Source organism: Streptomyces sp. NPDC050619 (genome assembly GCF_040654815.1).
GTDB lineage: Bacteria > Actinomycetota > Actinomycetes > Streptomycetales > Streptomycetaceae > Streptomyces.
The window spans coordinates 70186-94227 of sequence record NZ_JBFAIR010000009.1; the positions used below are offsets into that span (position 1 = coordinate 70186).

Sequence of the window (24042 nt, forward strand, 5' to 3'; positions counted from 1 at the left end):
CCTGGGGAGTCGGACATGAGCGTGACGAGTCGGTACCGGGAGTCCTGGGAGGCCTTCTGGCGTGAGGCTTCGGGCGAACAGGGGGCCGTGTTCTGGGACGCCGAGCCGATACTGACCGCCGGCGCCCACCTCGCCCTCTTCGAACCCCATCTGGTCGACCACAGCCTGGCGATGGTGGACCTGGGCTGCGGCAACGGCACCCAGACGCGGTTCCTCGCCGACCGCTTCCCGCACGTCCTCGGCGCTGATCTGTCCGCCGCCGCCCTCGACCACGCCCGGCGCGCCGATCCGGCGGCACAGGCGACGTACCGGCTGCTGGATGCCGCCGGCAAGGACGAGGCCCAGAACCTGCACGCGGAACTCGGCGACACCAACGTCTATATGCGGGGCGTACTCCACCAGGCAGACCCCGACGACCGGCAGCAGCTGGTGGACGGGATCGCCGCCCTCGCCGGCGAGCGCGGCCGGGCCTTCCTCGTGGAACTCTCCGAGGCCGCCAAGCCCGTCCTCATGGGCCTGGCGCAGGGCCCCGACGGACCGCCCGCCAAACTGGCGCCCGTCTTCCGGCACGGCATCGCGCCCGGCGAGGTCGCCGACGACGCGATCCCCGTCTATCTGAACGCGGCCGGGCTGACCGTCCTGGCGAGCGGCGAACTGCCGCTCGTCACCACGGAGTACCGGCCCGACGGCACCAGGATCGAACTGCCGTCGAGGTGGCTGGTGGCGGGGCGCACGGTCTGACGCGAGTGGCGGTCGGGGCCACGGGGAACTCGGGAAGACGCCTAATCGTTTTCAACTGGCAAAGTTGTCAACGTAGTTGTTGCCGCGGTTGTCAACGAAGCCAACGCCATGGAGGCCCCACCATGACCCCGACCCGCCCCCAGCCGACCCGGCGCGCCGTGCTCGGCGGCGCCGCCCTGGCCGCTCTGGCCGTGACGGCCGGCGCCGGTACCGCGAGAGCGACCCCGAACGCCGCCTGGCCCACGGAGTTCCCGCTCCCGGGCGGCTGGCTCCCCGAGGGCATCGCCATCGGCGGCAAGCCGTACGCCTACATGGGATCTCGTGCCAACGGCGCCATCTACCGCACCGACCTGCGCACCGGCGAGGGCAAGGTCCTCTTCGCGGGCGGCACCGGCCTGGTCTCCGTCGGCCTGAAGGTCGACGACCGCGAGGGCCTGCTGTACGTCGCCGGGAACACCGGCGTCGCCCGGATCCACGACTCCCGCACCGGCCGGCTCATCGCCACCCACCAACTGACCGAGGCCACCGGCCACTTCATCAACGACGTCAGCCTGGTCGGCGACCGTGTCTGGTTCACCGACTCGCGCGCCGCGGCCCTCTACGCGGTCCCGCGCGGCGGCCGGAGCGGCGACGTCCGGGCCCTGCCGCTCACCGGCGACTGGGTCCAGACGCCCGACGTCATCAACGCCAACGGCATCGTGGACACGCCCGACGGACGCGGTCTGATCGTGGTCAAGAGCACTCCCGGCGAGCTGTACCACGTGAACCCCAGGACCGGGTACGCCGCCAGGATCGCGCTGGTCGGCCAGGACACCGTCGTCAACGGCGACGGCCTGTGGCGCATCGGCCGCACGCTGTACGTCGTCCAGAACCGCCTGAACCTGATCAGCGTCTGGGACCTCGACGCCAAGGTGACCACGGCGACCCTGCGCAAGACGATCACCGACCCGCGCTTCGACGTGCCCACCACGGCCGCGCAGTTCGGCGACCGCCTCTACCTGGTCAACGCCCGCTTCACCACCACCCCGACGCCCGAGACGACGTACAACGCCGTCGCGGTCTCCATCTGACCTGGACCGAAAAGTGGTTCGCCCTCCGTTCGCCCTCCGTTCGCCCTCCGGTGCCGGAGGGCGAACCACTTCAGCGGCTGCCGTCAGCCGGCCGTACGGCCGCGGCGGTAGGCCACCCAGCCCGCGCCCAGCAGGACGACCGCGAGCGCGGCGACGGAGAGCACGGTGACGCCGGTCGAGGCGAGGCTGTCGCCCGCGGTCGACGTGCCCGAGCCGCCCGAGCCGCCCGTGGCGGAGCCGGACGTGGAGCCGGAGGTGCCGCCGCCCGAGGTGCCCGCGGAGCCGGAGCCGCCGCCGGTGTCGCCGTTGCCTTCGTCGGTGTCCACCGGGTCCTGGCCGACGAAGCTGACCGGGACCTTCACGTCCTGGGAGCGGTCACCGGAGAGGGTGTGGTCGGCGCGCGTGGCGAGCACGCACTTCGTCTTGAAGCAGTCGGTGAACTCGTCCTTGGCGCCGACGCTCAGCTCGACCTCGAAGGAGCCGCCCTCGTCGTAGGGAATCGCCAACTCCTCGCCGTAGTCGGGAGGGTTGGAGGAGATCCACGCCGAGGAGTGCGACCCTCCGGTCATGTCGACGCCGCCGATGCACGGCGTGGGCAGCTCGCCGTCGCCGTTGTCGACGCACAGGGCGACGTAGATGCCCTTGTCCTCGTCGTAGCCGGAGCCGGTGATCTTCAGGGCCTGGTCCTCTTTGGCGAGGTTGTTCACCGGGGTGGCGGTGAGCTTCTGGCCCTCGGGGCCGGTGACGGTCTTGGTGCCGGACGGCTCGGTGTCCCCGTCGCCTTCACCTCCGCCGCCGTCACCTCCGGCCTCGGTGACCGTGACCGTGCGGGGCGAAGTGCGGGTCGTGCCCGCCGAGTTGGTGAACTCCGCGCGGTACTGGTAGCCGTTCTGCGACGCCTTCGCGGTGAAGGAGTACGCGTTCCTCGTCGCCCCTTCGACGGCGGACCAGGTCTGTCCGCCGTCGGGGCTGACCTGCCAGCGCACGGTGGGTTCCGGGGTGCCCTCGGCCGCCGCGACGAACGTCACCTCGTCGCCCGGGGCCACCGACTGGTCGGTGGGGGACTGGGTGACCTCGGGGGAGACGCGGCGGTCGAACTTGACGACCTGGCTCTCGGCCCAGTTGGTGACATAGAGGGCGGCGGCGCCCGGGGTGACGGCGACGGCTGCCCTGCTGTAGAAGCGGTTGCCCGGCAGGGGGAGCGTTGCCGCCACCGGCTCGAAGGTCGCGCTGTCGTACACGTCGAGGCCGCCGACGTTGTCCGAGCCGTCGTCTTCGTTGCCGTAGTCGCCCCGAAGGACGAAAGCCTCCTCGGTGGCCTGGTCGAAGGCCACGGCCATGGGCCTGTCCCGCCCCTTCAGGGTGGCCAGCGTCTTGCCGTCCTTGTCGAGGACGAGCGCCGAATATCCGCTGCCCACCCAGATGTTGCCGGTCTTAGGGTCGACTTCGACGAAGGACAGCATGTCCGAGGGGATGTCGACCGCGGCGGTGACGGCGAAGGAGCCGGAGTCGACGCGGTACAGCTTCCCGCCGTCGGGGTCGGCGAACCAGATGGCCCCGCGGGCGCTGTCCACGCCGAACACGGAACCGCCGTCGAGGGTGACCGTACGTTTGACCACTGCCGTGGCGGTCTCTGCCTCGGAGAGGACGGAGCCCTGGGCGATCAGCACGGTGGAGGGGGCGGTACCGGGAGCCGCCGAGGTGATCGCGGAGCCGGGGGGCCAGGCACCCTTCGCGGCCGTGTCGCCGTCCTTGGCCGTGCCGATGCCGCGCACCGGGTACTGGTAGACGACCCCGTCGCCGGGGAGCGGGGCGATGATCTGGTCGACCGCACGGGGAGTCAGTGTGCCGGTGGAGCCGGGCGCCTGCTGGATGTGGCTGCGGAGCTTGCCGTCCGCGGGGTCGAGGACGTACAGGCCCGCCTCGTTGACGTCCGAGGTGTCGGGGACGTTGTTGGAACCGACGTACAGCTTCCCGGAGTCGGGGTGCAGCAGGAGGTCCTGCGGCTGGCCGGCGTTGGTGAACGTGGCCGCCCGCACATAGCTGACGGTGCCGGCGGGGACGTCCACGCCGTCGCCGCCGCCGTCACCGGGGTCCTGGCCCTCGAAGGTGACGGGAATGCGGACGTCCTGGGAACGGTCGCCCGCGGCCCGGTGGTCGACGCGGGTGACGACCGAGCAGCCGACCTGGGCGCAGTCGAGGCCGCCGTCCTTGGCCTTGATGTCGATCTGGACGTCGAAGGTGCCGCCGTCGCCGAAGATTTCGGTGAGCGTGCCCTCGTTGGGGTCCCCCTTGGGCACGATCCACTTCGAGGCACCGCTCTCCCCGCTCTGGTCGGCACCGCCGAGGCAGGGGGTGGGGATGCGGTTGTCGCCGTTGTCCTTGCATACGGCGACGTAGATGCCCTTGCTGTCGTCGTAGGCCTCGCCGGCGACGCGGAGGGTCTCGCCGTCCGGGTCCAGGTTCGCCGAGGCGGAGACGGTGAGTTTCTGGCCGTCCTTGCCGAGCGCTGTCTTCGGTGTGTCGGCGGCCTGCGCGGCCGAGCCGACGGTGACGGCCGTGACCGCGGCGGCCACCAGGGCGGCGGCGCCCAGGAGCGCCGCCGGACGTCTGAGCCGGAGCCCGCCGGCCCGCCCCGGCCGGTGCCGGTCCGGTGTGTCGTCTGTCATGGAGAGTTCCTCGACTGGTGCCTACTGGAAGGTGATCGGGACGTGGACGTCGTACTTGCGGTCGTTGGTGTCCAGGTGGTCGGCGCGCGTGACGACGGCGCAGGTGACGTCCTCGCCGCAGACCTGGCCGTCGTCGAGGGTGGCCTTCACGTAGATCTGCGCGCTGAAGGTGCCGCCGGTGCCGAACTTGGAACTGTTGGCGAACATGCCGCCGAAGGTGTTGTTGACCCAATGCGAGGCGCCGGTCATGCCGGTCTCGTCCTGGCCGCCCAGGCAGGGGGTGGGCTTGGCCGCGCCCGGGGCGCCGCTGACCACGCACAGGCTGACGTAGACGCCCTGGCCCGAGTTGTAGCCGGAGCCCGTGACGGTGATGACCTGGCCCGCCGCGGCGGCCGTGTTCGGGGCGGTCACCGACAGGTTGTAGGTGGTGGTGCCGTCGGTGATCGTGCGGGTCGAGGTGGCGGCGGAGGCCGAGGTCGCAAGGCCCAGGGTCAGCGCGGCGGAGGCCGCGACGGCGAGGGCGGCGCGGGTGGCGGTACGGGCAGAAGGAACGGTTCTCATGGCGAGGTAGACCTTTCTCGGGTGGGTGAAGTTCTCGGGTGTGCGGCTGACACTGTGCGGCTGAAACTGTGTGGCTGAAACGCCTGCTCAGTTCGAGGCCAGGACCTCGAACCGGGTGATCGCCCGGCGCTCCCCGGAGACGGCGTGGAGCTCGACGGTGTGCGCGCCCTCGGTGGCCGTCGCGTACACCGGGAAGGTTCGGGCGATGAGGCCCTCTTCGTCGGCCACCGCCTGGTACCGGGTGTCCTCGTCGATCGTGACGAGCACCACCTCGCCGGGCTCGAAGCCCGCGCCGGTGACCTGCTGTTCGGCGCCCGCCGTCAGATCGGTGTGGGTGACCGCCGCCGTGGGTTTCCCCACCTGCCGCGGCGCGGTGGCGCTCGGTGACGGCTGAGGTGTCCGGCTCGGCTGTGCAGGCTTCTTGGGCGCGTCGCCGCTCCCGGTGCCGACGGTCACGTCGAGGAGGCCGAGGCCGTCCCCTGGGTTGAACTGCTGCCCGCTCCACTCGGACAGCAGATGTGCGCCCTCGTCGGTGAGGGCGGCCCGCAGCCCCGTCCAGGTCACGCCGCCGGTGCGGACGGCGGGTGCGGTGCCGCCCGGCGTGATCTCCGCCAGGGCCAGTTCACGCGCCGCGCCGTCGACGGCCGTACGGGTGTGGAGCGCGCCTTCGCCGTCCCGCAGCTCCAGTCGCAGGCCGGCGAGGACGAGGGGGTGTGCCGGTTCGGCGGACCGGGCCAGGCGGGCCGTACCGGCCAACTCGACGTCCGTGTCGCCCGTTTCGGGGTTCGCGTCGCCGCCGGTGGCCGGGAACCAGACGCGGTCCGCGGATCCTCGTACGGCGGGTTCGGCGACGTCGATCGACACGCCGTGGTCGGTCAGCTCCGCGTCGGCCGTGGCCCAGCTCGCGAAACCTCCGGACACCTCGCGGGGTAACGCGTCCCCGTCCTGCGCGGCCGCCATGCCCGGGCACAGCAGCGCGAGCAGGGCGCCGCCCGCCAGAGCGGCGGCGCCGGGTCTCTTCGTCATCTTCGGTTCTCCCTCTGCGATATGAGGTGGAGTCATGAGATCGCGTCGCGGGTCGGCGAGCGCTCACGCGCCCGGTGTCAGCCCGCGCTCGGGCCGCCCGCGTGACCGGTCCGGCGCCGGCGTGCCCAGAACCAGGTGCCGGTGCCGGCCGCGACCAGTCCGGCCGCGGTGAGTCCGGCCGTCAGGACGGCGGAGCCGGTACTGGCCAGCGGACCGCTCGACGTCTCCTGCTCGCCGTCGCCCGAACCGCCGGTGGTGGTGCCGCCCGTGGTGCTCGCACCGGCCGTGGCGCTGGGCGTCGCCGAGGCGTTGTCGTTGTCGTCGCTCGACGCGCCTGCGCCGCTGCCGGCGAAGGCCACCGGGATCCGGACCGTCTGGGTCTGGTCACCGCCGCGTGTGTGGTCGTTGCGGGTGATGACCGCGCAGGTCACGCCGGATGTGGTGCAGTCGGTGTTCGCGTCCTTGGCGCGCACCTTGATCTTCACGCTGAACGTGCCCTTGTGCCCGCTGCCCCCGTAGGGCTTGGCCAGCCCTTCGCCGTACGACGGCGGGTTGGAGGAGATCCACGCGGAGGCGCCGGACTCGCCGGACATGTCGACGCCGCCGACGCAGGGCGTGGGCGTCTTGCCGGCGCCGTTGTCCACGCAGAAGGCGACGTAGATGCCCTTCTCGGTGTTGAAGCCGGTGCCGGACACCGTCACCGTCTCGCCGGCCGGTTCGAGACCGGAGGCCTTGGAGACGGTGAGTTTCTGCCCCTCGGGCCCCGTCGCCGACGTGCCCGCGGCCGCCGCGGGCGATGCCGTCGGAAGCGTCAGGGCGATCGCCGCAGCCACGGCGGCGCTCACAACTCCCTTGCCTCGCAGGCTACTTGCTCCATTCACGGCTACACCCCCACCAGATTTATTAAGGTAAACCTAACCTAAGTTATTGGTCCAGGTGTGCGACACGGGAGACTTGAAAGGCCGAGCGATGCGAATGTCCGGAAGATCCCAACCATCCCTGCGGTGCCGGGGCTTCGCGCCCCTCGTCCTGGCTCTCGCGTTGCTGACGGCCGCCTGCGGCGGCGGCACGTCGACTTCGTCCTCGAAGGCCTCTTCGGGGGCTTCCTCGGGGTCGGACGCGTCCCGGGTGTCAGCGAGTCAGCGGGCTGCCGCGGCCGAGAAGCAGCTCGCTAAGAACACCCTCGTGCCCCTCGAAGGGAAGGCGCCCACACCGGAGTTGCCGGTGACCGTCCACTCGTCCGACGGGCGCGAGGTGACGGTGCGGGACGCCTCGCGCATCCTGCCGCTCAACGGCGGTGTGGCGGAGATCGTGTTCACGCTGGGGCTCGGCGACCGGGTGGTCGGCCGTGACATCACCGCCACTTTCGCGGAGGCGAAGAAGCTCCCGCAGGTCACCAGAGCGCACGACGTGAGCGCGGAGGGCGTGCTGTCGCTGCGGCCGACGGTGGTGCTCGCGGACACCGACACCGGGCCGAAGGAGGCCGTCGACCAGATCCGGGACGCCGGCGTCCCGGTCGTCGTCCTGGATCCGGCCACCAGGCTGGCCGACGTCTCGAATCGCACCACCCGCATCGCCGAGGCCCTCGGGGTCCCCGCGGCGGGCAAGGCCCTCAACTCCCGTATCGCCAGGGAGCTTTCGGCGGCGCGGGCGGCCGTCCCCCAGGGCAGCGAGCCCAAGGTGGCCTTCCTGTACATGCGGGGCAGTGCGGCCGTCTATCTCATGGGCGGCAAGGGGTCGGGCGCCGACTCGCTGATCGAGGCCGCGGGCGCGGTGGACGCGGGCGTCGAGGCGGGCCTGGACAAACCGTTCACGCCCCTCACCAGCGAGGCCCTCGCCTTGGCCCGGCCCGATGTGATCCTGATGATGGACAAGGGGCTCGAGTCGGTCGGCGGGGTGGACGGACTGGTGGACATTCCGGGCATCCGCGAGACGCCGGCCGGTGCGGACCGGCGGATCGTGACCTTGGAGGACGGGGTCTTGCTCAGCTTCGGGCCGCGCACGCCGTTGGTGATCGACATCCTCGTCGATCGGATCCACGAGGGCTGACTCAGTGTCCACACGCCACCGGGAGATGGGCGGCGGTGAGCGGGAGAGCAGTCCCTCGTTCACCGGCGTCCGTATGTGGTCGCCATCGCGTGGAACACCTTCTTCGGCTCCCAGTGGGTCTCGTCGAGCATCCGGACCACGCCGTACGAGGCGATGTCGCGCGCGCCGGGCTTGTCGTAGTTGGCGAAGGAGAACCAGAGTGCGGTGTCCACCCCCTCTTCCTCGAAGATGTCCGTCAGTTCGGCGAGGTAGCGCACTTGCTCGTCCTCGTCCGGGATCGCGCCCCGCGGCGGCTGCCAGGCCATGCCGCCGAGTTCGCCCGCCCCTCGGTAGGCGCAGGTGCCGAACTCGGTGACGGCGACGGGCTTGCCGTGGCGGAAGTGCTCGCGGAGGTCACAGCGGAAGGTGTCGGCGTTGTAGGCGGCCCGGTAGGCGTCGATGCCCACAAGATCGAACGGGCTCCAGTCGATGGACTCCCAGGGGCCGGAGGCGTAGGTGACCCGACCGCCGAAGTGGCCCCGCACTGCCGAGGCGGCTTCGGCGAGGAAGCCGTTGAGGCGCTCCCGCACCGGTCCGAGCGAGGTCCACCACCGCATGTCCGTGGTGGCCATGGCCTGGAGCCGGTCGCCATAGGTGTCGCCGGGGATGAAGCCGTCGCAGAAGGCGCTGATCTCGCAGCCGGTGACGAACACCACTTCGGCACCCTCCTCGCGCACGGCTTCGGCTCGCCGCGCGCAGTCGGCGAGGAGCGGGAGCACCTGCTCGGGGGGAAGGTCCACGGGGAAGGGGGCGAACCAGACTTCGAGGCCGGCCTCCGCGGCGTACCGGGCGGCGATGCTCAGCCGTTCGGGATCGCGGCCGGAGACGCGCACGGCGTCGCAGTGCAGCTCACCGGCGATCACCGCCATCTCGTGCCGGACCGTCTCGGGGCTGAAGGTCTTGCGGGAGAGTGCGGCCCCGGGGAGGAACCCGGTGTCGTAGTTGATGCCTCGTGCGCGCACGTCACTGCCCTTTCTCGTGGTGGAGTCCGTGTTCCAGCAGGTCGAAGGCGAGCTCGACGTCCCTTGCCAGGGCACGGCTCGCCTCTTCGGGTGATGCGCCACCGAGCAGGCGGTGGAAGTACGACTCCTGGAGAGTGAGCAGGGACGCGGCGATCTGGGCGGCCATGAGCGCGGCCGGCATCTCGCCGTGTTCCTCGGCCAAGACCCGTGCCAGCGCCTGGCGTTGTTGGTAGAGCAGGCTGTTCGCGGCACCGCTCAGCGCGAGGCTGTCGAAGATCACGCGCATCTGGGCGATCAGCGCGTCCCGGTCCGCCACCGTCAGCTGCCCTTTCGCGAGTGCCCGGTAGTGGGCCCGGAGCGCCTCCAGGGGGGAGTGATCCGGCTGCCGCCGCGCGACGATCCCGGCCGGGTCGTCCTCCCCCACGCCCTGGAGCGCGAGCGACTCCTTGGTGGGGAAGTAGGCGAAGAGCGTCGCCTTGGCCACCTCCGCGGCCTCGGCGATCTCGTTGACCGTCACCGCGTCGAAGCCGCGTTCGGTGAACAGCTTCAACGCCGCCGCGGTGATCCGCTGTCTCGTCTGTTCCTTCTTGCGCTCACGAAGCCCTGCCATGCGCCGATGATAATCAGACTCGGTTCAAAACCAAACCCGGTATGGAATTTCACCAGCCCGATCTGCACGCCGGCCAGAGCTGGATCCCGGAGGGTGCTTCTTGGCCGGTTTCCCCTTCCCCGCGTAACGTGACCGGGCATGAAGATCCTGATCAGCGCCGACATGGAGGGCGCCACCGGCGTGACCTGGCCGGCCGACGTGCTGCCGGGAACCCCGCAGTGGGAGCGGTGCCGCTCGCTGTTCACCTCGGACGTCAACGCCGCCGTGCTGGGATTCTTCGACGGCGGCGCCGACGAGGTACTCATCAACGAGGCCCACTGGAGCATGCGCAACCTGCTCCTCGAACAACTCGACGAGCGGGCCCAGATGCTCACCGGGCGGCACAAGTCGCTGTCCATGGTGGAGGGCGTGCAGCACGGCGACGTCGACGGCATCGCCTTCGTCGGCTACCACGCGGGCGCCGGCATGGAGGGCGTCCTCGCGCACACCTACCTCGCCAACTCCATCACGGGGGTCTGGCTGAACGACGTACGGGCGAGCGAGGGACTGCTCAACGCACATGTCGTCGCCGAGTACGGGGTGCCGGTCGTCCTGGTCACCGGCGACGACGTGGCCTGCGAGGACGCGCTCGGCTACGCGCCCGAGGCGCTGAAGGTCGCCGTCAAGGACCACGTGTCGCGGTACGCGGCCGTGTGCCGTACGCCGGGCAGGACCGCCGCCGACATCCGGGCCGCGGCGACGGAGGCCGCCGCCCTCGCGGCCCGTAAGGAGCCGGTGAGCGGCGGTCCGTTCACGATCGCGCTCGAATTCGACGCCGAGCATCTCGCCATGGCCGCCACCGTGGTGCCGGGAGTGGCCCGCCTGGGTGAACGTAAAGTGGCGTACACCAGCGACACCATGTACGAGGGAATCCGTACCTTCAAGGCGGTCACCACGATCGTCTCGGCCGCCGTGGAGGAGCAGTATGGCTGACCAGAAGGCCCTGGACGAGGTCGTGACGTACACCTCCGACCTGATCCGCATCGACACCACCAACCGGGGCGGCGGTGACTGCCAGGAGCGGCCCGCCGCCGAGTACGCCGCCGCACGGCTCGCCGAAGCGGGCCTGGAGCCCACCCTCCTGGAGCGCACCCGGGGCCGTACGAACGTCGTCGCCCGTATCGAGGGCACCGATCCGTCGGCCGCCGCCCTGCTCGTCCACGGTCATCTGGACGTCGTGCCCGCCGAGGCCCGGGACTGGAGCGTGCACCCCTTCTCCGGGGAGATCCGCGACGGGGTCGTCTGGGGCCGGGGCGCGGTCGACATGAAGAACATGGACGCGATGATCCTCGCCGTCGTGCGCGCCTGGGCACGGCAGGGCCTACGGCCCCGGCGCGACATCGTCATCGCCTTCACCGCCGACGAGGAGGCCAGCGCCGAGGACGGCTCCGGCTTCCTCGCCGACGAGCACGCCGGGCTGTTCGAGGGGTGCACCGAAGGCATCGGCGAGTCGGGGGCGTTCACCTTCCACGACGGCGGCGGGCGGCAGATCTACCCGATCGCGGCCGGGGAGCGCGGCACGGCCTGGCTGAAGCTCACGGCACGCGGGCGGGCCGGGCACGGCTCCAAGGTGAACCGCGAGAACGCGGTGACCCGGCTCGCCGCCGCGATCACCCGGATCGGCGAGCACGAGTGGCCGCTCAGGCTCACCCCGACCGTGCGGGCCGCCCTCACCGAACTCGCCGCGCTGTACGGCATCGAGACCGACCTCTCCGATGTGGACGCGCTCCTGGACAAGCTCGGCTCGGCTGCGGCACTCGTCGAGGCCACCGTCCGCAACAGCGCCAACCCGACCATGCTGGACGCCGGTTACAAGATCAACGTGATTCCGGGGGAGGCGGCGGCCTACGTCGACGGGCGCTGTCTGTCCGGCGCCGAGGACGAGTTCGTCGCGACCCTCGACGAGCTGACCGGGCCGGACGTCGAGTGGGAGTTCCAGCACCGGGAGGTCGCCCTCCAGGCGCCGGTGGACTCGGTGACGTACGCGAGGATGCGGGCCGCCGTCGAGGAGTTCGCGCCGGAGGGGCATGTGGTGCCGTACTGCATGTCCGGCGGCACGGACGCCAAGCAGTTCTCGCGCCTGGGCATCACCGGCTACGGCTTCGCGCCGCTGAAGCTCCCGCAGAGCTTCGACTACCAGGCGCTCTTCCATGGCGTCGACGAGCGGGTGCCCGTCGAGGCACTGCACTTCGGCGTCCGGGTACTCGACCGTTTCCTGCGATCGGCCTAGGCAGTGGGGGAGAGCGTGCGGACGTCGGCATACGGCTCGTGGCCCTCGCCCATCGACGCGGCGCTCGCCGCCGCGCACGAGGGGCACCCGGAGTACGTCGGCTTCGTCGGCGACGAGGCCTGGTGGACCGAGCCCCGGCCCACCGAGGGCGGACGGCGCACGCTGGTGCGACGGCGCGCCGACGGCAGCCAGGAGCCGGTGCTGCCCGCCCCGTGGAACGTGCGCAGCCGGGTCATCGAGTACGGCGGACAGCCCTGGGCCGGAGCCGTGGTCGACGGCGAACCGCTCGTGGTGTTCGTGCACTTCGCCGACCAGCGGCTGTACGCGTTCCGGCCGGGCGGCGAACCGCGCCCGCTCACCCCCCTCTCCCCGGTGGGCGGCGGACTGCGCTGGGCGGAGCCTCAGCTGCGCCTCGACCAGGGTGAAGTGTGGTGCGTACTGGAGGAGTTCACCGGTGACGCACCCGTGGACGTGCGCCGGGTGCTCGCCGCCGTGCCGCTGGACGGCTCGGCGGCCCAGGACCGGGACGGCGTGCGGGAACTCACCGACGACCGGCACCGGTTCGTCACCGGCGCCCGCCTCTCGCCCGACGGGCGCAGAGCGGCGTGGCTCGCCTGGGACCATCCGCGCATGCCCTGGGAAGGCACGGAGCTGGTCGTCGCCGAGGTCGGCGCCGACGGCACCTTCGGGCAGGCGCGGACCGTGGCCGGCGGACCGGAGGAGGCCATCGCCCAGGCCGACTGGTCGACAGACGGCTGTCTGCTGTATGCGAGCGACCGTACGGGCTGGTGGAACCTGTACCGCGACGGTCGGCTGCTGTGCGGGCGCGAGGAGGAGTTCGGCGGGCCCCTGTGGAAGCTCGGGCAGCGCTGGTTCGCCCCGCTGGAAGGCGGCCGGATCGCGGTCGTGCACGGCCGCGGCGCCACCGCCCTCGGGATCCTCGACCCGGAGGGCGGCGAGGTCGTCGACACGGCCGGCCCCTGGACCGAGTTCGCGTCCACCCTCGCGGTGCACGGCGAGCGCGTGGTCGCCGTCGGGGCCAGCCCGCGCACCGCGTACGAGGTCGTGGAGCTCGACACCCGAACCGGCCGGGCCCAGGTGATCGGCGCCCCGCACGACGACGCCGTGGACCCCGCGTACTACCCGGAACCGCAGATCCGCACCTTCACCGGCCCGGCCGGACGCGAGATCCACGCGCACGTCTACCCGCCGCACCACCCCGGCCGCACGGCACCCGACGACGAACTGCCGCCGTACGTCGTCTGGGCGCACGGCGGACCCACCAGCCGGGCCCCGCTCGTGCTCGACCTGGCGATCGCCTACTTCACCTCGCGGGGCATCGGGGTCGCCGAGGTCAACTACGGCGGCTCCACCGGATACGGCCGGGAGTACCGGGAGCGGCTGCGCGAGCAGTGGGGCGTGGTCGACGTCGAGGACTGCGCGGCCGTCGCGCTGGCCCTCGCCGACGAGGGCACCGCCGACCGCGACCGGCTCGCGATCCGCGGCGGCAGCGCGGGCGGCTGGACCGCGGCCGCCTCCCTCGCCACGACCGACGTCTACGCCTGCGGCACGATCCTCTACCCGGTCCTCGACCTCGCCGGCTGGAACGCGGGGGAGACCCACGACTTCGAGTCGCAGTACATGGAGACCCTCATCGGGCCCCACGCCGAGGTCCCGGGCCGGTACGCGCAGCGGTCGCCCATCGAGCACGCCGACCAGGTCACGGCGCCCTTCCTGCTGCTGCAAGGGCTGGACGACGTGATCTGCCCGCCCGCCCAGTGCGAGCGGTTCCTCGCCCGCATCGCGGGCCGGCGGGTGCGGCACGCGTACCTCGCGTTCGAGGGGGAGGGGCACGGCTTCCGGCGGGCCGAGACCATGATCCGGGTACTGGAGTCCGAACTCTCCCTGTACGCACAGGTCTTCGGGCTGAACCCGCCCGGAATCCCCACTCTGGAGCTCGCCAAGTGAAGCAACTCCTGCGGCCCTCCCGGCTCGCCCCCGGAGCCCGCGTGGCGGTCGTCGCGCCCAGCGGGCCCGTGTCCGAGGAGCGGTTGCAGGCCGGGCTCGACGTGCTGCGCGGCTGGGACCTCGACCCGGTGGTGGCACCCCATGTGCTGGACCGGCACGGCGAGTTCGGCTACCTGGCCGGTACGGACGCCGACCGGGCCGCCGATCTCCAGCGCGCCTGGTGCGACCCGTCCGTGGCCGCGGTGCTGTGCGCGCGGGGCGGGTACGGGGCGCAGCGCATGGCCGACCTGCTCGACTGGGAGGCGATGCGGGCGGCCGGGCCCAAGGTGTTCGTGGGCTTCAGCGACATCACGGTGCTGCACCAGGCGTTCGCCACCCGGCTGGGCCTGGTCACCCTGCACGGACCGGCGGCGGCCGGCGTCGACTTCGTCAAGAACGCGAGGGCGCAGGAGCACCTGAAGGCCACGCTCTTCACTCCTGAGACGGTCCGTACGATCACCTCCTCAGGCCCCGCCCTGGTCTCCGGACGGGCCCGGGGCGTCACCCTCGGCGGATGTCTGAGCATGCTCGCCTCCGACCTCGGCACCCCGCACGCCCGCACCACGGCACGCGGCGGACTGCTGCTGATCGAGGACGTGGGCGAACAGCCGTACCGCATCGACCGGATGCTGACCCAGCTCCTGCGCGGCGGCTGGCTCGCCGGCGTCACGGGCATCGCGCTCGGCTCCTGGGACAGGTGCGGTCCCTACGGCGACGTACGCGCGGTCCTCGCCGACCGGCTCGGCGGCCTCGGTGTACCCGTCGTGGAGGAGTTCGGGTTCGGGCACTGCGAGGGGGCGTTGACCATTCCGTTCGGGATGGCCGCCGAACTGGACGCGGACGCGGCGACGCTGACGCTGGACGAGCCCGCGCTGCGCTGAGCCCGCACTGTGCTGAGCGGCCCGTCGCTGAATGGCCGTCAAGAATCACCCGTCTCGGCGATTGACCCTGTCTGACACGTGTCACACCATGACTATGGACTGGTACTTACTGGTCGGTAAGTCGGGCTGCTCTCCGTGTGCTGTGCCTCAGTGTGCTCCGTGCTCCGTGTGGAGGTCTCCGTGTCCCGTCGTGTGCCCAGATTCCGCATCCCGCTCGCTCTCCTGCTCGGCGCCACACTCACCGCACCGCTCGCGCTTACCGCCCCCGCGGCGGCGACGCCCGCCGACGGCCAATTCACCGTCACCGCACTGAAGTTCACCGTCCAGGTGGGCGGCCGTACCTGCGCGATCGATGCCGACCTGTACCGGCCCGCCGGTGCGGACCGGACCCGCCCCGCACCCGCCGTGCTCGCCACGAACGGCTTCGGCGGCAGCAAGTCGGACGGCCAGACGAACGCCATCGGCAAGGCCTTCGCCCAGCGCGGATACGTCTCGCTCGTCTACTCCGGGCTCGGCTTCGGCCGGTCCGGCTGCCTGATCTCGCTCGACGACCCGGCCGTCGACGGCGCGGCGGCCTCGCGGCTCATCGATTTCCTGGCCGGGAAACGGGCCGCCGACGACGGGACGAAGGCCGACTTCGTGACCCTGGACCGACCGGGCGACCCGCGCGTCGGCATGGTGGGCGGCTCCTACGGAGGCGCCGTCCAGCTGGCGACCGCCGCCGTCGACCACCGCGTCGACGCGATCGTGCCCATGATCACCTGGAACGACCTGGCGTACTCCCTCGATCCGAACAACGCGGTGGGCAGCGCGAGTGTGCCCGGCGCCTTCAAGTGGCAGTGGACGAACGGCTTCTACCTCATCGGCGAGGGCCAGCCGCTGTCGGAGCCGAATCTCGACCCGTCCCGGATCAACTCCCTGGCCTGTCTGCACTTCGTCACCCAGGCCTGCGAGACCATCCGCACGCTCAACTCCGGGACGTATCAAGCGGACCGGACCGCCGAACTGCTCGCCTACGCGCGCAGCGTGTCGCCGGTGACGTACGCCCGCCGGATCAAGGCACCCACCCTGCTGGTCCAGGGGCAGGCCGACAGCCTCTTCAACCTCAACGAGGCGGCAGCGACGTACAAGACCCTCAAAGCGCAGGGGACGACCACCCGGATGATCTGGCAGTCGTGGGGGCACAGCGGCGGAGTCACCGACCCCGCGGCCGGTGAACTCAACCTTTCCCAGGGCAACTTCGAGTCGAGCTACGTCGGCAGGCGGATCCTCGCCTGGTTCGACCGCTACCTGCGCAAGCAGAAGAACGTCGACACCGGGCCGGACTTCGCCTACTACCGGGACTGGGTCACCGACCCGAACGGCAGGTACGCCACGGCCGACCGGCTCCCCGGGCTCAGCCAGAAGCTCTACCTCTCCGGCGACGGCAAACTCGTCGACAACCGCCGCAAGGTGAGCCGAGGCAGCCGCACCTACACCAACCGGCTTGTCCCCACCAGCCATTCCGAGAGCTCGCTGGCCGGCGCCATCGGCCTCCCGGACCCGGCGCCGTACGACACCGAGGGCACGTACCTCGGCTGGACCAGCGAGCCGCTGGCGCGCGCCGTCTCCGTCGTCGGGGCCCCGCGCGCCACACTCAGGGTGATCTCCCCGAAGGCCGAACGCACCCAGAACTCGGGCGACGCCGCCGACCGGCTCGTCCTGTTCGCCAAGCTCTACGATGTCGCCCCCGACGGCACCAAGACCCTGGTCCACCGCCTGGTCGCGCCGGTCCGTGTCCCCGACGTACGCAAGAGCTTCACCGTGACGCTGCCCGGCATCGTGCACCGCTACGAGAGGGGGCACCGCCTCCAGTTCGTGCTCGCGGCGAGCGACGACGCCTACTTCGGGAACCGGGGGATCAAGCCGGTGACGGTGGTGAGCGGGCCTCGGAACACGGGGATGCTGGAGCTGCCGGTGGCGGGGGAGTGAACTGACTGAACCACTGAACCATCGGCGCGTCGTAGGCTGGCGGGGTGCCTGACACCGCTTCCCGTTACCTCGCCGAAGGCCCTCGCGTGGGCATACGCCACTTCACCTACGAGGACGGTGCCGAGTTCACCGCCCGGGCCCGGGAGAGCAAGGAACTGCACCAGCCGTGGCTCTTCCCGCCGGACAGCGCCGCTGCCTACGCCGCGTACGCCGGGCGGCTGATCGAGGATCCGACCAAAGCCGGGTTCCTGATCTGTGAGAGGGACGGGGCGAAGGGCGGCGGCGGGGCCATCGCCGGGTTCGTCAACATCAACAACATCGTCCAGGGCGGCTTCCAGTGCGGCGCGCTCGGGTACGGCGCCTTCGCCCACGCCGCCGGGCGCGGGCTGATGCGCGAGGGGCTGGACCTGGTGGTGGGGCACGCCTTCGGGCCGATGCGCCTGCACCGGCTGGAGATCAACGTGCAGCCCGGCAACGCGGCCTCGATCGCGCTCGCCGGCGCCTGCGGATTCCGCCTGGAGGGCTTCTCGCCGAACATGATCTTCATCGACGGGGCCTGGCGGGACCACGAGCGCTGGGCGATCACATCCGAGATGCGCGAGATGCGGGCTTCCGGTACCTGATCCGCGGCTGCCCGATCGGCTACTCGATCCGCCGGACAGGCTCTATGCGCCGCCGCGGTCCACGTACTCGTACACGACCCCGTCCGGATGCATCGCGATCAGATTGCGGCCCACCGGTGTCTCGACCGGGCCCGCGATGATGTGTGCGCCCAGTTCCGTGAGCACCCGCTGGGCCTCGCCGAGGTCACTGACGGCGATGGTCGCGGCGACCTTGCGCAGCACTTCCAGTTCGGCCTCGGGACCGCTCATCAGCAGGAAACAGCCGACCGCGGCGACCTGGACGCCCGCGCGCTCGAAGCGAAGGGCCCTGCCGCCCGCCAGCCGTTCGTAGAAGGGGACCGCGGTCTCCAGGTCGTCGACGCAGACGCGCAGCGTGGCTCCCAGAATGTCCATGTGGACGAGCCTAGTTGGGGCGGCCGGGCGACGAGATCGTTTCACATGATCCCCTCGGTCCGGCCGCCCGAGCTGCACCGCGTCCGGTCAGCCCATGGCCTTGCGTACGGCGTCCCGCGTGCGATCGGCGATCGCCGCGACCGGGCCGACCGCCACGTTCTTCAGCGCCGTGTCGGTGCCCGGGTGCGGACGCGTGGGCGCCAGGGCCTCGGCCGCCTGTACGGCGCGGGCCAGGCTCTCCAGCCGGCCGCGGTCGGCGACCCGGTCGAAGTGCGCGAACTCGTAGCGTTCCTCCTTCTCCGCGTGCGCCAGGACGTCCTGGCGCAGGGCCGCGAACTGGTCGAAGAACTCGGGCAAGCCGGGGTCCATGTCGTCCAGGCGCGACAGCGCCCGCTTGGCCTGCTCCTCCTCCTCGACACGGTCCCTGACGACGAGTTCGCCGCCGTCGATGTGCGTGCGGGCGAAGGGATGGACGACCTCTTCCTCGGCGGTCTCGTGCACCGCGAGGAGGCGGACGAGGTCGTGGAAGGCCTGCTTCCGCTCGTCGCCCCTGGTGGCCGCCACCTCGTCGAGCAGTTCTCGGATCCGCGTGTGCTGTCCCTTGAGCAGCTCCACGACGTCGGTGCGTTCGGTCATCCTCTTTCTCCCTGAATAGGGGGTTTGCGGTCCTGGCGAGTACCCCTGGCCGGGAGCGTTACGCGCCGGTGGCCACGGGTACCCGGCGGCCATGGACCGGTTGGATCACCTGGAGCATCTGGACAAGCACCTGGTCGACGAGCTGGCGCAGGTCGCGCGCGAGACCGTGCGCGACGAACTGCGCGAGCAGACCCGCAGGCGACGCCGTACGGCCATGCTGTACGCCGCGTCCGGCGCCGTCGCCCTGTACGCGGGCGCGGCTCTCGCCCTCACTGTGGGTCTGGCGCTCGCCGTCGGCCTGCCGGACTGGGCCGCCGCGCTGATCACTGCGGCGATCCTCGGTGTCCTGGCTTACGTGCTGCGCGGTGCCGCGCGGCCCTCGGCGGCCCGGCCGACGCCCGAACGCGAGGCGGAACTGGCCGCGCCCGGCCGCTCCAGCGACGTGCCGTATCCGCCGATGCCGCCCGTCGCGCCCGGCGGCGTGGGCGGGCCCGCCGGTGGGGCGGGGGCGGGTGCGCCGCCGCCCGGACCGGCCGCGGGCCCGGCTCCGCGCCCCGACGACATCGACCCCGAGCAGCCGCACCACCGGGCGTGATGCGCGGTGCGCGACTTCCGCAGGGGACCACTGTCGAAGCACGGCAAGGCCGTGGTGGTGACCGGCGCCAGCGGCGGCGTGGGCCGGGCCACCGCGCTGGCCTTCGCCGCGCGGGGAGCCCGAGTCGCCCTGCTGGCCCGGGGACGTGAGGGCCTCGCCGCGGCGGCTGACGAGGTGCAGCGGGCCGGGGGTGAGGCGCTCGTCGTCGCCGTGGACATGGCCGACGCCAAGGCCGTCGACGACGCCGCCCAGCAGGTCGTCGACGCCTTCGGGCACATCGACGTCTGGGTCAACAACGCCTTCGCCGGGGTGTTCGCGCCGTTCACCGAGATCACCCCGGACGAGTTCCGCCGGGTGACCGAAGTGACGTATCTGGGCTATGTGTTCGGCACCCGGGCCGCGCTGCACCACATGCTGCCGCGCGACAAGGGAACGGTCGTCCAGGTCGGTTCCGCGCTCGCGTATCGCGGGATTCCGCTCCAGTCCGCGTACTGCGGGGCCAAGCACGCCATCCAGGGCTTCAACGAATCGTTGCGCTGCGAGTTGCTGCACACGCGCAGCTCGGTCCGTACGACGATGGTGCAGTTGCCGGGCGTCAACACCCCTCAGTTCGACTGGGTGCTGAACCGGATGCCGGGGCGGGCCAGGCCGGTCGCGCCCGTGTACCAGCCGGAGGTCGCGGCGCGGGCGATCGTGCACGCGGCGTTCCACGGGCGGCGGCGGGAGTACTGGGTGGGAGGTTCCACGGCGGCCACGTTGATCGTCAATGCGGTGGCGCCGGGGTTCCTCGACCGCTACCTCGCGCGGACCGCGTTCGACTCGCAGCAGGACGAACAACTGGACGAACAACCGGACGAGCAGCTGGATGGACAGCGGGGCGACGGATACTACGGCGGCCCCGGCGGGAACCTGTGGACGCCGGCCGACGGGCCGCACGGACGGGACTTCGGGGCGCACGGGCGCTTCGACGACGAGGCCGTGTCCGACAGCCCGCAGGACTGGGTGTCGCGCAACCGGGGGCGGATGGGCGCCGCCGCCCTGGTGGCCGGTGGACTGGGCGCCGTGACCGCCGGACTGCGCCGCCGGGACCGGGCCGCCTAGGCCAGCCGGTACTCCTCGTTGCCTAGGCCACCCGGTACTCCTCGACGTCCTCCGTCCGCAGTGTCAGCCCGTGGCCGATCCCGCAGAGGGGGCGTACCTCTCCGCCCGTCGGATCCAGCGCCCCGTCGAAGAACATGTCCTCGATGCGGACGTGGTCGTGGAACCACTCGATGTGGCGGAGATTGGGGATCGTGGCGGCCGCGGCGGCGTGGACGTGCGGGGCGCAGTGGGTCGAGACCTCCAGGCCGTGCGCGTGGGCCAGGGCCGCCGCGCGCAGGAACTCCGTCAGGCCGCCGCAGCGCGTCGCGTCGATCTGGAGGCAGTCGACGGCGCCGGCCGCGATCATGCGGGCGAAGTACGGGAGGTCGTAGCCGTACTCGCCCGCCGTCACGTCGCACACCACGGCGTCCCGCACCAGCCGCAGGCCGGTCAGGTCGTCCGAGGACACCGGTTCCTCGAACCAGCCGACGCCGTGCTCGGCCAGCGTGTGTCCGACCCGGACCGCCTGCTTGCGGGTGTAGGCGCCGTTCGCGTCGACGTACAACTCCGCGTCGGGGCCGATGACCTGGCGTGCCGCGTGCACCCGGGACAGGTCGCGGGTGACCGCGCGGCCCCAGGCCTCACCGATCTTTATCTTGACGCGCGGGATGTGCTGACCGTGCACCCAGCCGTTGAGTTGGGCGGCCAGATGCGTGTCGTGGTACGTCGTGAAGCCGCCGCTGCCGTACACCGGGACCGTCTCCCGGGCGGTGCCCAGGAGGTGGGCCAGGGGCAGTTCCAGCAGCCGGGCCTTGAGGTCCCACAGGGCGATGTCGAGGGCCGAGATCGCGCACGCCGCGATGCCGGGACGGCCCGCGTTGCGCACCGAGCGGCACATCGTGTCGTGCAGGGCGGGGATGTCCAGGGCATCGCGGCCCTCGACGAGCGGAGCGAGGTGCTCGTGCAGGAAGTCGCCGACCGCCGCCGGGCCGTACGTCCAGCCCGTGCCGGTCGCGTCGCCCGCGCTCACCTCGGCGATCACCACGGTCGTGGTGTCCCAGGCCAGCGTGCCGTCCGCCTCGGGTGCGTCGGTCGGCACGGTGTACACGGACACGACGGGTCGGTGGAGTTTCATCGCGGGCCCCGGCCTTCAGACGCCCTGTTGGAGCTGTGGCAGCACCTTCGTGCGGTAGAAGTCGAAGAAGCCGCGCAGGTCGGGGCCGATCTGGTTGATGTAGACCTGGTCGAAGCCCGCGTCGGCGAACTGCTTCAGCTCCGCGACGTGCTCGTCCACGTCGTCCCCGCACACCCTGGTCTCGCGCACCATGTCCTCGGTGACCAGCGTCTGCGCCTGCTCGAAGTGCTTAGGCGAGGGCAGCACCTGGCCCAGTTCGCCGGGCAGTTGCTCATTCGCCCAGAGCCGGTGGACGGTGTGTACCGCCGCGTCCTTGTCGAGGTCGTAGCAGACCTTGGTGCCGCCGCTGACCGGCTTGGCGCCGCCCCCGCCCTTGCGGTACTGCTCCACCATCGCCTCGTCCGGCTGGATCGTGATGTAGCCGTCGGCGACCCGGGAGGCGAGCTGGGTAGCCGCCGGGCCGAAGCCGGAGATGTCGATCGGGACGGGCTCGTCCGGGACGGTGTACAGGCGGGCGTTCTCCACCGTGTAGTGCGTGCCGTGGTGGTTGACCTCCTCGCCGGTGAACAGCCGCCGCATGACCTGGATGGCCTCCTCCAGCATGTCCAGCCGTACGTGCGCCGGCGGCCAGGCGTCGCCGAGGATGTGCTCGTTGAGCGCCTCGCCGGTGCCGACGCCCAGCCGGAAGCGGCCGTCGGTCAGCACCGCGCTGGTCGCCGCGGCCTGCGCCACCACCGCCGGATGGATACGGACGGTCGGGCAGGTCACGGCCGTCTCGATCGGCAGGGACACGGCCTCGGACAGCGCGCCGATCACCGACCAGACGAATGGGCTCTGGCCCTGTTCGTCGTTCCACGGGTGGTAGTGGTCGGAGATCCACAGCGCCTGGAATCCGGCCTGCTCGGCCATCCGTGCCTGTTCGATGAGATCCGCGGGACCGTACTGCTCGCACGAGAGGAAGTAGCCGTACTCGGGCATCGGGGGTGTGCCTCCACGAGGTGGGCGGGTGGGCCGCCGTCCGAGTACCCGGCGGCCGGAACGGAAACCGGCGGACGTTTGGGTGCCCTGGCCAGGGGGACGCGGAAGTCTCCCGAGGTACGCGACAGCCCCGGAGGCGAACCGTGAGTCGACCCCGCATAGTGATCGTCGGTGCCGGCTTCGCCGGGTACCGGACGGCCCGAGAACTGTCCCGGATGTCCCGGGGCAAGGCCGACATCACCCTGCTGAACCCGACCGACTACTTCCTGTATCTGCCGCTGCTGCCCCAGGTCGCCGCCGGAATCCTGGAGCCGCGCCGGGTCACCGTCTCCCTCCCGGACACCCTGCCGCACGTACGCCTGGTGCTCGGCGAGGCCGACGGCATCGACCTCGACGGGCAGAGCGTGCACTACACCGACGCGGAGGGCGACGGCGGCACCCTGCCCTACGACCGGCTCGTGCTCGCCGTCGGCAGCGTGAACAAGCTGCTCCCGATCCCCGGCGTGGCCGAGCACGCGCACGGTTTCCGTGGGCTGCCCGAGGCGCTGTATCTGCGCGACCACGTCACCCGGCAGGTGGAGCTCGCGACCGCCGCCGCGGACCCGAAGAGCTGCGCCGCCCGGTGCACCTTCGTGGTGGTCGGCGCCGGCTACACCGGCACCGAAGTCGCCGCGCACGGGCAGCTGTTCACCGACGCGCAGGTGCGGGGGCATCCCCTGCGGGAGGGCATGCGGCCACGCTGGATGCTGCTCGACATCGCGCCGCGCGTCCTGCCCGAGCTGGACGAGCACCTGTCCCGCACCGCCGACCGCACCCTGCGGGAGCGGGGCGTGGAGGTGCGCATGGGGACCTCCGTGAAGGAGGCCACGCCGAACGGGGTGCTGCTGACCGACGGTGATTTCGTGGAGACGCACACGCTCGTGTGGTGCGTCGGCGTACGGCCGGACCCGCTGGTCGAGAGCACCGGGCAGCCGCTGGAACGCGGGCGGCTCGTCGTCGACGCCCATCTCCAACTCCCGGGCCGACCTGAGGTGTTCGCGTGCGGGGACGCCGCCGCCGTACCGGATCTCAACAACCCCGGCAACTACACGCCGATGACCGCGCAGCACGCCTGGCGGCACGGCAGGACGGTGGCCCGCAATGTCGCCGCCTCGCTGGGCGTCGGCGAGCGGCGCCCCTACCGCCACAAGGACCTGGGCTTCGTCGTGGACCTGGGCGGCGCGAAGGCCGCCGCCAACCCGCTCGGCATCCCCCTGTCCGGGCCGGCGGCCGGAGCGGTCACCCGCGGGTACCACCTCGCGGCGATGCCCGGCAACCGCGTCCGGGTCGCCGCCGACTGGCTGCTGGATTCCGTACTGCCGCGCCAGGCCGTGCAGTTGGGGCTCGTACGGTCCTGGTCGGTGCCGCTGGACACCGCGTCGCCGGAGCTGGCGCGGGTGCCGGGCGGGCAGGGACGGCGAGAGGGGGCGGAGGCGGGAGCGGGTGCCCGTTCAGGGCCCGGGGCGGCGACGGCGGCCGACACTGGCTCTGGGGGCTCTGGGGGCTCCGGGAGCTCCGGGAGCTCCGTTGGTTCCGGAGACTCTGGGGAGCCCGCGTCCGAGGCCGCGTCCGAGCCCGCGAAGAACCAGCCGGGCGGTGAGCCCGCGAGGAGTCAGCCGGGCGGTGAGCCCGCGAGGAGTCAGCCGGGCGGTGAGCCCGCGAGGAGTCAGCCGGGCGGTGAGCCCGCGAGGAGTCAGCCGGGCGGTGA

General features: G+C 71.7%; 22 protein-coding genes. 12 read left to right on the plus strand and 10 right to left on the minus strand.

The features are described 5' to 3' along the window. Positions 1-15: 15 nt before the first annotated feature. Together AB0I77_RS16845 and AB0I77_RS16850 are read left to right on the plus strand one after the other, a co-directional pair. Positions 16-741 (plus strand): class I SAM-dependent methyltransferase, encoded by a 726-nt coding sequence (locus tag AB0I77_RS16845; RefSeq protein WP_363283313.1) that lies wholly within the window; start codon positions 16-18, stop codon positions 739-741. Positions 742-863: 122 nt separating this feature from the next. Further along, positions 864-1811, plus strand: a complete 948-nt coding sequence (locus AB0I77_RS16850; protein WP_363283314.1) for a superoxide dismutase — start codon at positions 864-866, stop codon at positions 1809-1811. An 83-nt stretch (positions 1812-1894) separates the two neighbouring features. Here AB0I77_RS16850 and AB0I77_RS16855 read toward each other — a convergent pair whose 3' ends face one another. The 4 genes from AB0I77_RS16855 to AB0I77_RS16870 form a co-directional block, all read right to left on the minus strand. Continuing rightward, on the minus strand, positions 1895-4480 hold the full coding sequence (locus tag AB0I77_RS16855) for an immunoglobulin domain-containing protein (RefSeq protein WP_363283315.1): 2586 nt from the start codon (positions 4478-4480) through the stop codon (positions 1895-1897). Positions 4481-4501: 21 nt separating this feature from the next. Beyond that, on the minus strand, positions 4502-5041 hold the full coding sequence (locus AB0I77_RS16860; RefSeq protein WP_363283316.1) for a hypothetical protein: 540 nt from the start codon (positions 5039-5041) through the stop codon (positions 4502-4504). An 87-nt stretch (positions 5042-5128) separates the two neighbouring features. Continuing rightward, positions 5129-6067 carry an HtaA domain-containing protein gene (locus tag AB0I77_RS16865; RefSeq protein WP_363283317.1) on the minus strand — a complete coding sequence of 313 codons (939 nt, stop codon included), beginning with the start codon at positions 6065-6067 and terminating at the stop codon, positions 5129-5131. Positions 6068-6144: 77 nt separating this feature from the next. Then, the gene (locus AB0I77_RS16870) at positions 6145-6912 is read right to left on the minus strand and encodes a hypothetical protein (RefSeq protein WP_363283318.1); all 768 of its coding nucleotides are present in this window, start codon (positions 6910-6912) and stop codon (positions 6145-6147) included. A 124-nt stretch (positions 6913-7036) separates the two neighbouring features. Between AB0I77_RS16870 and AB0I77_RS16875 the strand changes: the two genes are divergently transcribed. Beyond that, positions 7037-8116 carry an ABC transporter substrate-binding protein gene (locus AB0I77_RS16875; RefSeq protein WP_363283320.1) on the plus strand — a complete coding sequence of 360 codons (1080 nt, stop codon included), beginning with the start codon at positions 7037-7039 and terminating at the stop codon, positions 8114-8116. Between the two features lie 59 nt (positions 8117-8175). Here the strand turns inward: AB0I77_RS16875 and AB0I77_RS16880 are convergent, their stop codons facing one another. Then, positions 8176-9117 (minus strand): hypothetical protein, encoded by a 942-nt coding sequence (locus AB0I77_RS16880; RefSeq protein WP_363283321.1) that lies wholly within the window; start codon positions 9115-9117, stop codon positions 8176-8178. 1 nt (position 9118) lies between these two features. Next, positions 9119-9727 carry a TetR family transcriptional regulator gene (locus AB0I77_RS16885; protein ID WP_363283322.1) on the minus strand — a complete coding sequence of 203 codons (609 nt, stop codon included), beginning with the start codon at positions 9725-9727 and terminating at the stop codon, positions 9119-9121. Positions 9728-9865: 138 nt separating this feature from the next. On the opposite strand from AB0I77_RS16885, the gene AB0I77_RS16890 reads away from it, so the two are divergent. From AB0I77_RS16890 to AB0I77_RS16915, 6 genes are all read left to right on the plus strand, one after another. Further along, the gene (locus AB0I77_RS16890; protein WP_363283323.1) at positions 9866-10699 is read left to right on the plus strand and encodes a M55 family metallopeptidase; all 834 of its coding nucleotides are present in this window, start codon (positions 9866-9868) and stop codon (positions 10697-10699) included. Beyond that, a complete protein-coding gene (locus AB0I77_RS16895; protein WP_363283324.1) occupies positions 10692-11996 on the plus strand; it encodes a M20/M25/M40 family metallo-hydrolase in 1305 nt (434 codons plus the stop codon). The genes AB0I77_RS16890 and AB0I77_RS16895 overlap by 8 nt, the downstream gene beginning before the upstream one ends. Positions 11997-12011: 15 nt before the next feature. After that, the gene (locus AB0I77_RS16900; protein ID WP_363283325.1) at positions 12012-13964 is read left to right on the plus strand and encodes a prolyl oligopeptidase family serine peptidase; all 1953 of its coding nucleotides are present in this window, start codon (positions 12012-12014) and stop codon (positions 13962-13964) included. Then, entirely contained in the window at positions 13961-14884 is a 924-nt protein-coding gene (locus tag AB0I77_RS16905; protein ID WP_363283326.1) for an LD-carboxypeptidase, read from the plus strand. The genes AB0I77_RS16900 and AB0I77_RS16905 overlap by 4 nt, the downstream gene beginning before the upstream one ends. 180 nt (positions 14885-15064) lie before the next feature. Beyond that, positions 15065-16855 (plus strand): CocE/NonD family hydrolase, encoded by a 1791-nt coding sequence (locus tag AB0I77_RS16910; protein ID WP_363283327.1) that lies wholly within the window; start codon positions 15065-15067, stop codon positions 16853-16855. Between the two features lie 44 nt (positions 16856-16899). Beyond that, the gene (locus AB0I77_RS16915; protein ID WP_363283328.1) at positions 16900-17478 is read left to right on the plus strand and encodes a GNAT family protein; all 579 of its coding nucleotides are present in this window, start codon (positions 16900-16902) and stop codon (positions 17476-17478) included. A 42-nt stretch (positions 17479-17520) separates the two neighbouring features. Here AB0I77_RS16915 and AB0I77_RS16920 read toward each other — a convergent pair whose 3' ends face one another. Continuing rightward, positions 17521-17871: a VOC family protein gene (locus AB0I77_RS16920; protein ID WP_363283329.1), complete on the minus strand. Its 351-nt coding sequence runs from the start codon at positions 17869-17871 to the stop codon at positions 17521-17523. 87 nt (positions 17872-17958) lie between these two features. Next, complete coding sequence (locus AB0I77_RS16925; protein WP_363283330.1) at positions 17959-18507, minus strand: hemerythrin domain-containing protein; 549 nt, start codon at positions 18505-18507, stop codon at positions 17959-17961. A 91-nt stretch (positions 18508-18598) separates the two neighbouring features. Here AB0I77_RS16925 and AB0I77_RS16930 point away from each other — a divergent pair, with 91 nt between their 5' ends. Continuing rightward, positions 18599-19102: a phage holin family protein gene (locus tag AB0I77_RS16930; protein WP_363283331.1), complete on the plus strand. Its 504-nt coding sequence runs from the start codon at positions 18599-18601 to the stop codon at positions 19100-19102. Positions 19103-19108: 6 nt separating this feature from the next. Continuing rightward, positions 19109-20203 (plus strand): SDR family oxidoreductase, encoded by a 1095-nt coding sequence (locus tag AB0I77_RS16935; protein WP_363283332.1) that lies wholly within the window; start codon positions 19109-19111, stop codon positions 20201-20203. 22 nt (positions 20204-20225) lie between these two features. On the opposite strand, the gene AB0I77_RS16940 is transcribed toward AB0I77_RS16935, so the two are convergent. Next, complete coding sequence (locus tag AB0I77_RS16940) at positions 20226-21317, minus strand: enolase C-terminal domain-like protein (protein ID WP_363283333.1); 1092 nt, start codon at positions 21315-21317, stop codon at positions 20226-20228. A gap of 15 nt (positions 21318-21332) precedes the next feature. After that, positions 21333-22295 (minus strand): LLM class F420-dependent oxidoreductase, encoded by a 963-nt coding sequence (locus AB0I77_RS16945; RefSeq protein ID WP_363283334.1) that lies wholly within the window; start codon positions 22293-22295, stop codon positions 21333-21335. A gap of 143 nt (positions 22296-22438) precedes the next feature. Here AB0I77_RS16945 and AB0I77_RS16950 point away from each other — a divergent pair. After that, positions 22439-24042: FAD-dependent oxidoreductase (locus tag AB0I77_RS16950; RefSeq protein ID WP_363283335.1), on the plus strand; the 1604-nt coding region annotated here is incomplete at its 3' end.

Bases quoted from the DNA above. Each gene is read 5' to 3' on its own strand.
- AB0I77_RS16885 (WP_363283322.1), bottom strand. From the start codon at position 9,727: ATGGCAGGGCTTCGTGAGCGCAAGAAGGAACAGACGAGACAGCGGATC.
- AB0I77_RS16930 (WP_363283331.1), top strand. From the start codon at position 18,599: ATGGACCGGTTGGATCACCTGGAGCATCTGGACAAGCACCTGGTCGAC.
- AB0I77_RS16920 (WP_363283329.1), bottom strand. From the start codon at position 17,871: ATGGACATTCTGGGAGCCACGCTGCGCGTCTGCGTCGACGACCTGGAG.
- AB0I77_RS16865 (WP_363283317.1), bottom strand. From the start codon at position 6,067: ATGACGAAGAGACCCGGCGCCGCCGCTCTGGCGGGCGGCGCCCTGCTC.
- AB0I77_RS16860 (WP_363283316.1), bottom strand. From the start codon at position 5,041: ATGAGAACCGTTCCTTCTGCCCGTACCGCCACCCGCGCCGCCCTCGCC.
- AB0I77_RS16875 (WP_363283320.1), top strand. From the start codon at position 7,037: ATGCGAATGTCCGGAAGATCCCAACCATCCCTGCGGTGCCGGGGCTTC.
- AB0I77_RS16890 (WP_363283323.1), top strand. From the start codon at position 9,866: ATGAAGATCCTGATCAGCGCCGACATGGAGGGCGCCACCGGCGTGACC.
- AB0I77_RS16850 (WP_363283314.1), top strand. From the start codon at position 864: ATGACCCCGACCCGCCCCCAGCCGACCCGGCGCGCCGTGCTCGGCGGC.
- AB0I77_RS16845 (WP_363283313.1), top strand. From the start codon at position 16: ATGAGCGTGACGAGTCGGTACCGGGAGTCCTGGGAGGCCTTCTGGCGT.
- AB0I77_RS16925 (WP_363283330.1), bottom strand. From the start codon at position 18,507: ATGACCGAACGCACCGACGTCGTGGAGCTGCTCAAGGGACAGCACACG.
- AB0I77_RS16945 (WP_363283334.1), bottom strand. From the start codon at position 22,295: ATGCCCGAGTACGGCTACTTCCTCTCGTGCGAGCAGTACGGTCCCGCG.
- AB0I77_RS16895 (WP_363283324.1), top strand. From the start codon at position 10,692: ATGGCTGACCAGAAGGCCCTGGACGAGGTCGTGACGTACACCTCCGAC.
- AB0I77_RS16940 (WP_363283333.1), bottom strand. From the start codon at position 21,317: ATGAAACTCCACCGACCCGTCGTGTCCGTGTACACCGTGCCGACCGAC.
- AB0I77_RS16855 (WP_363283315.1), bottom strand. From the start codon at position 4,480: ATGACAGACGACACACCGGACCGGCACCGGCCGGGGCGGGCCGGCGGG.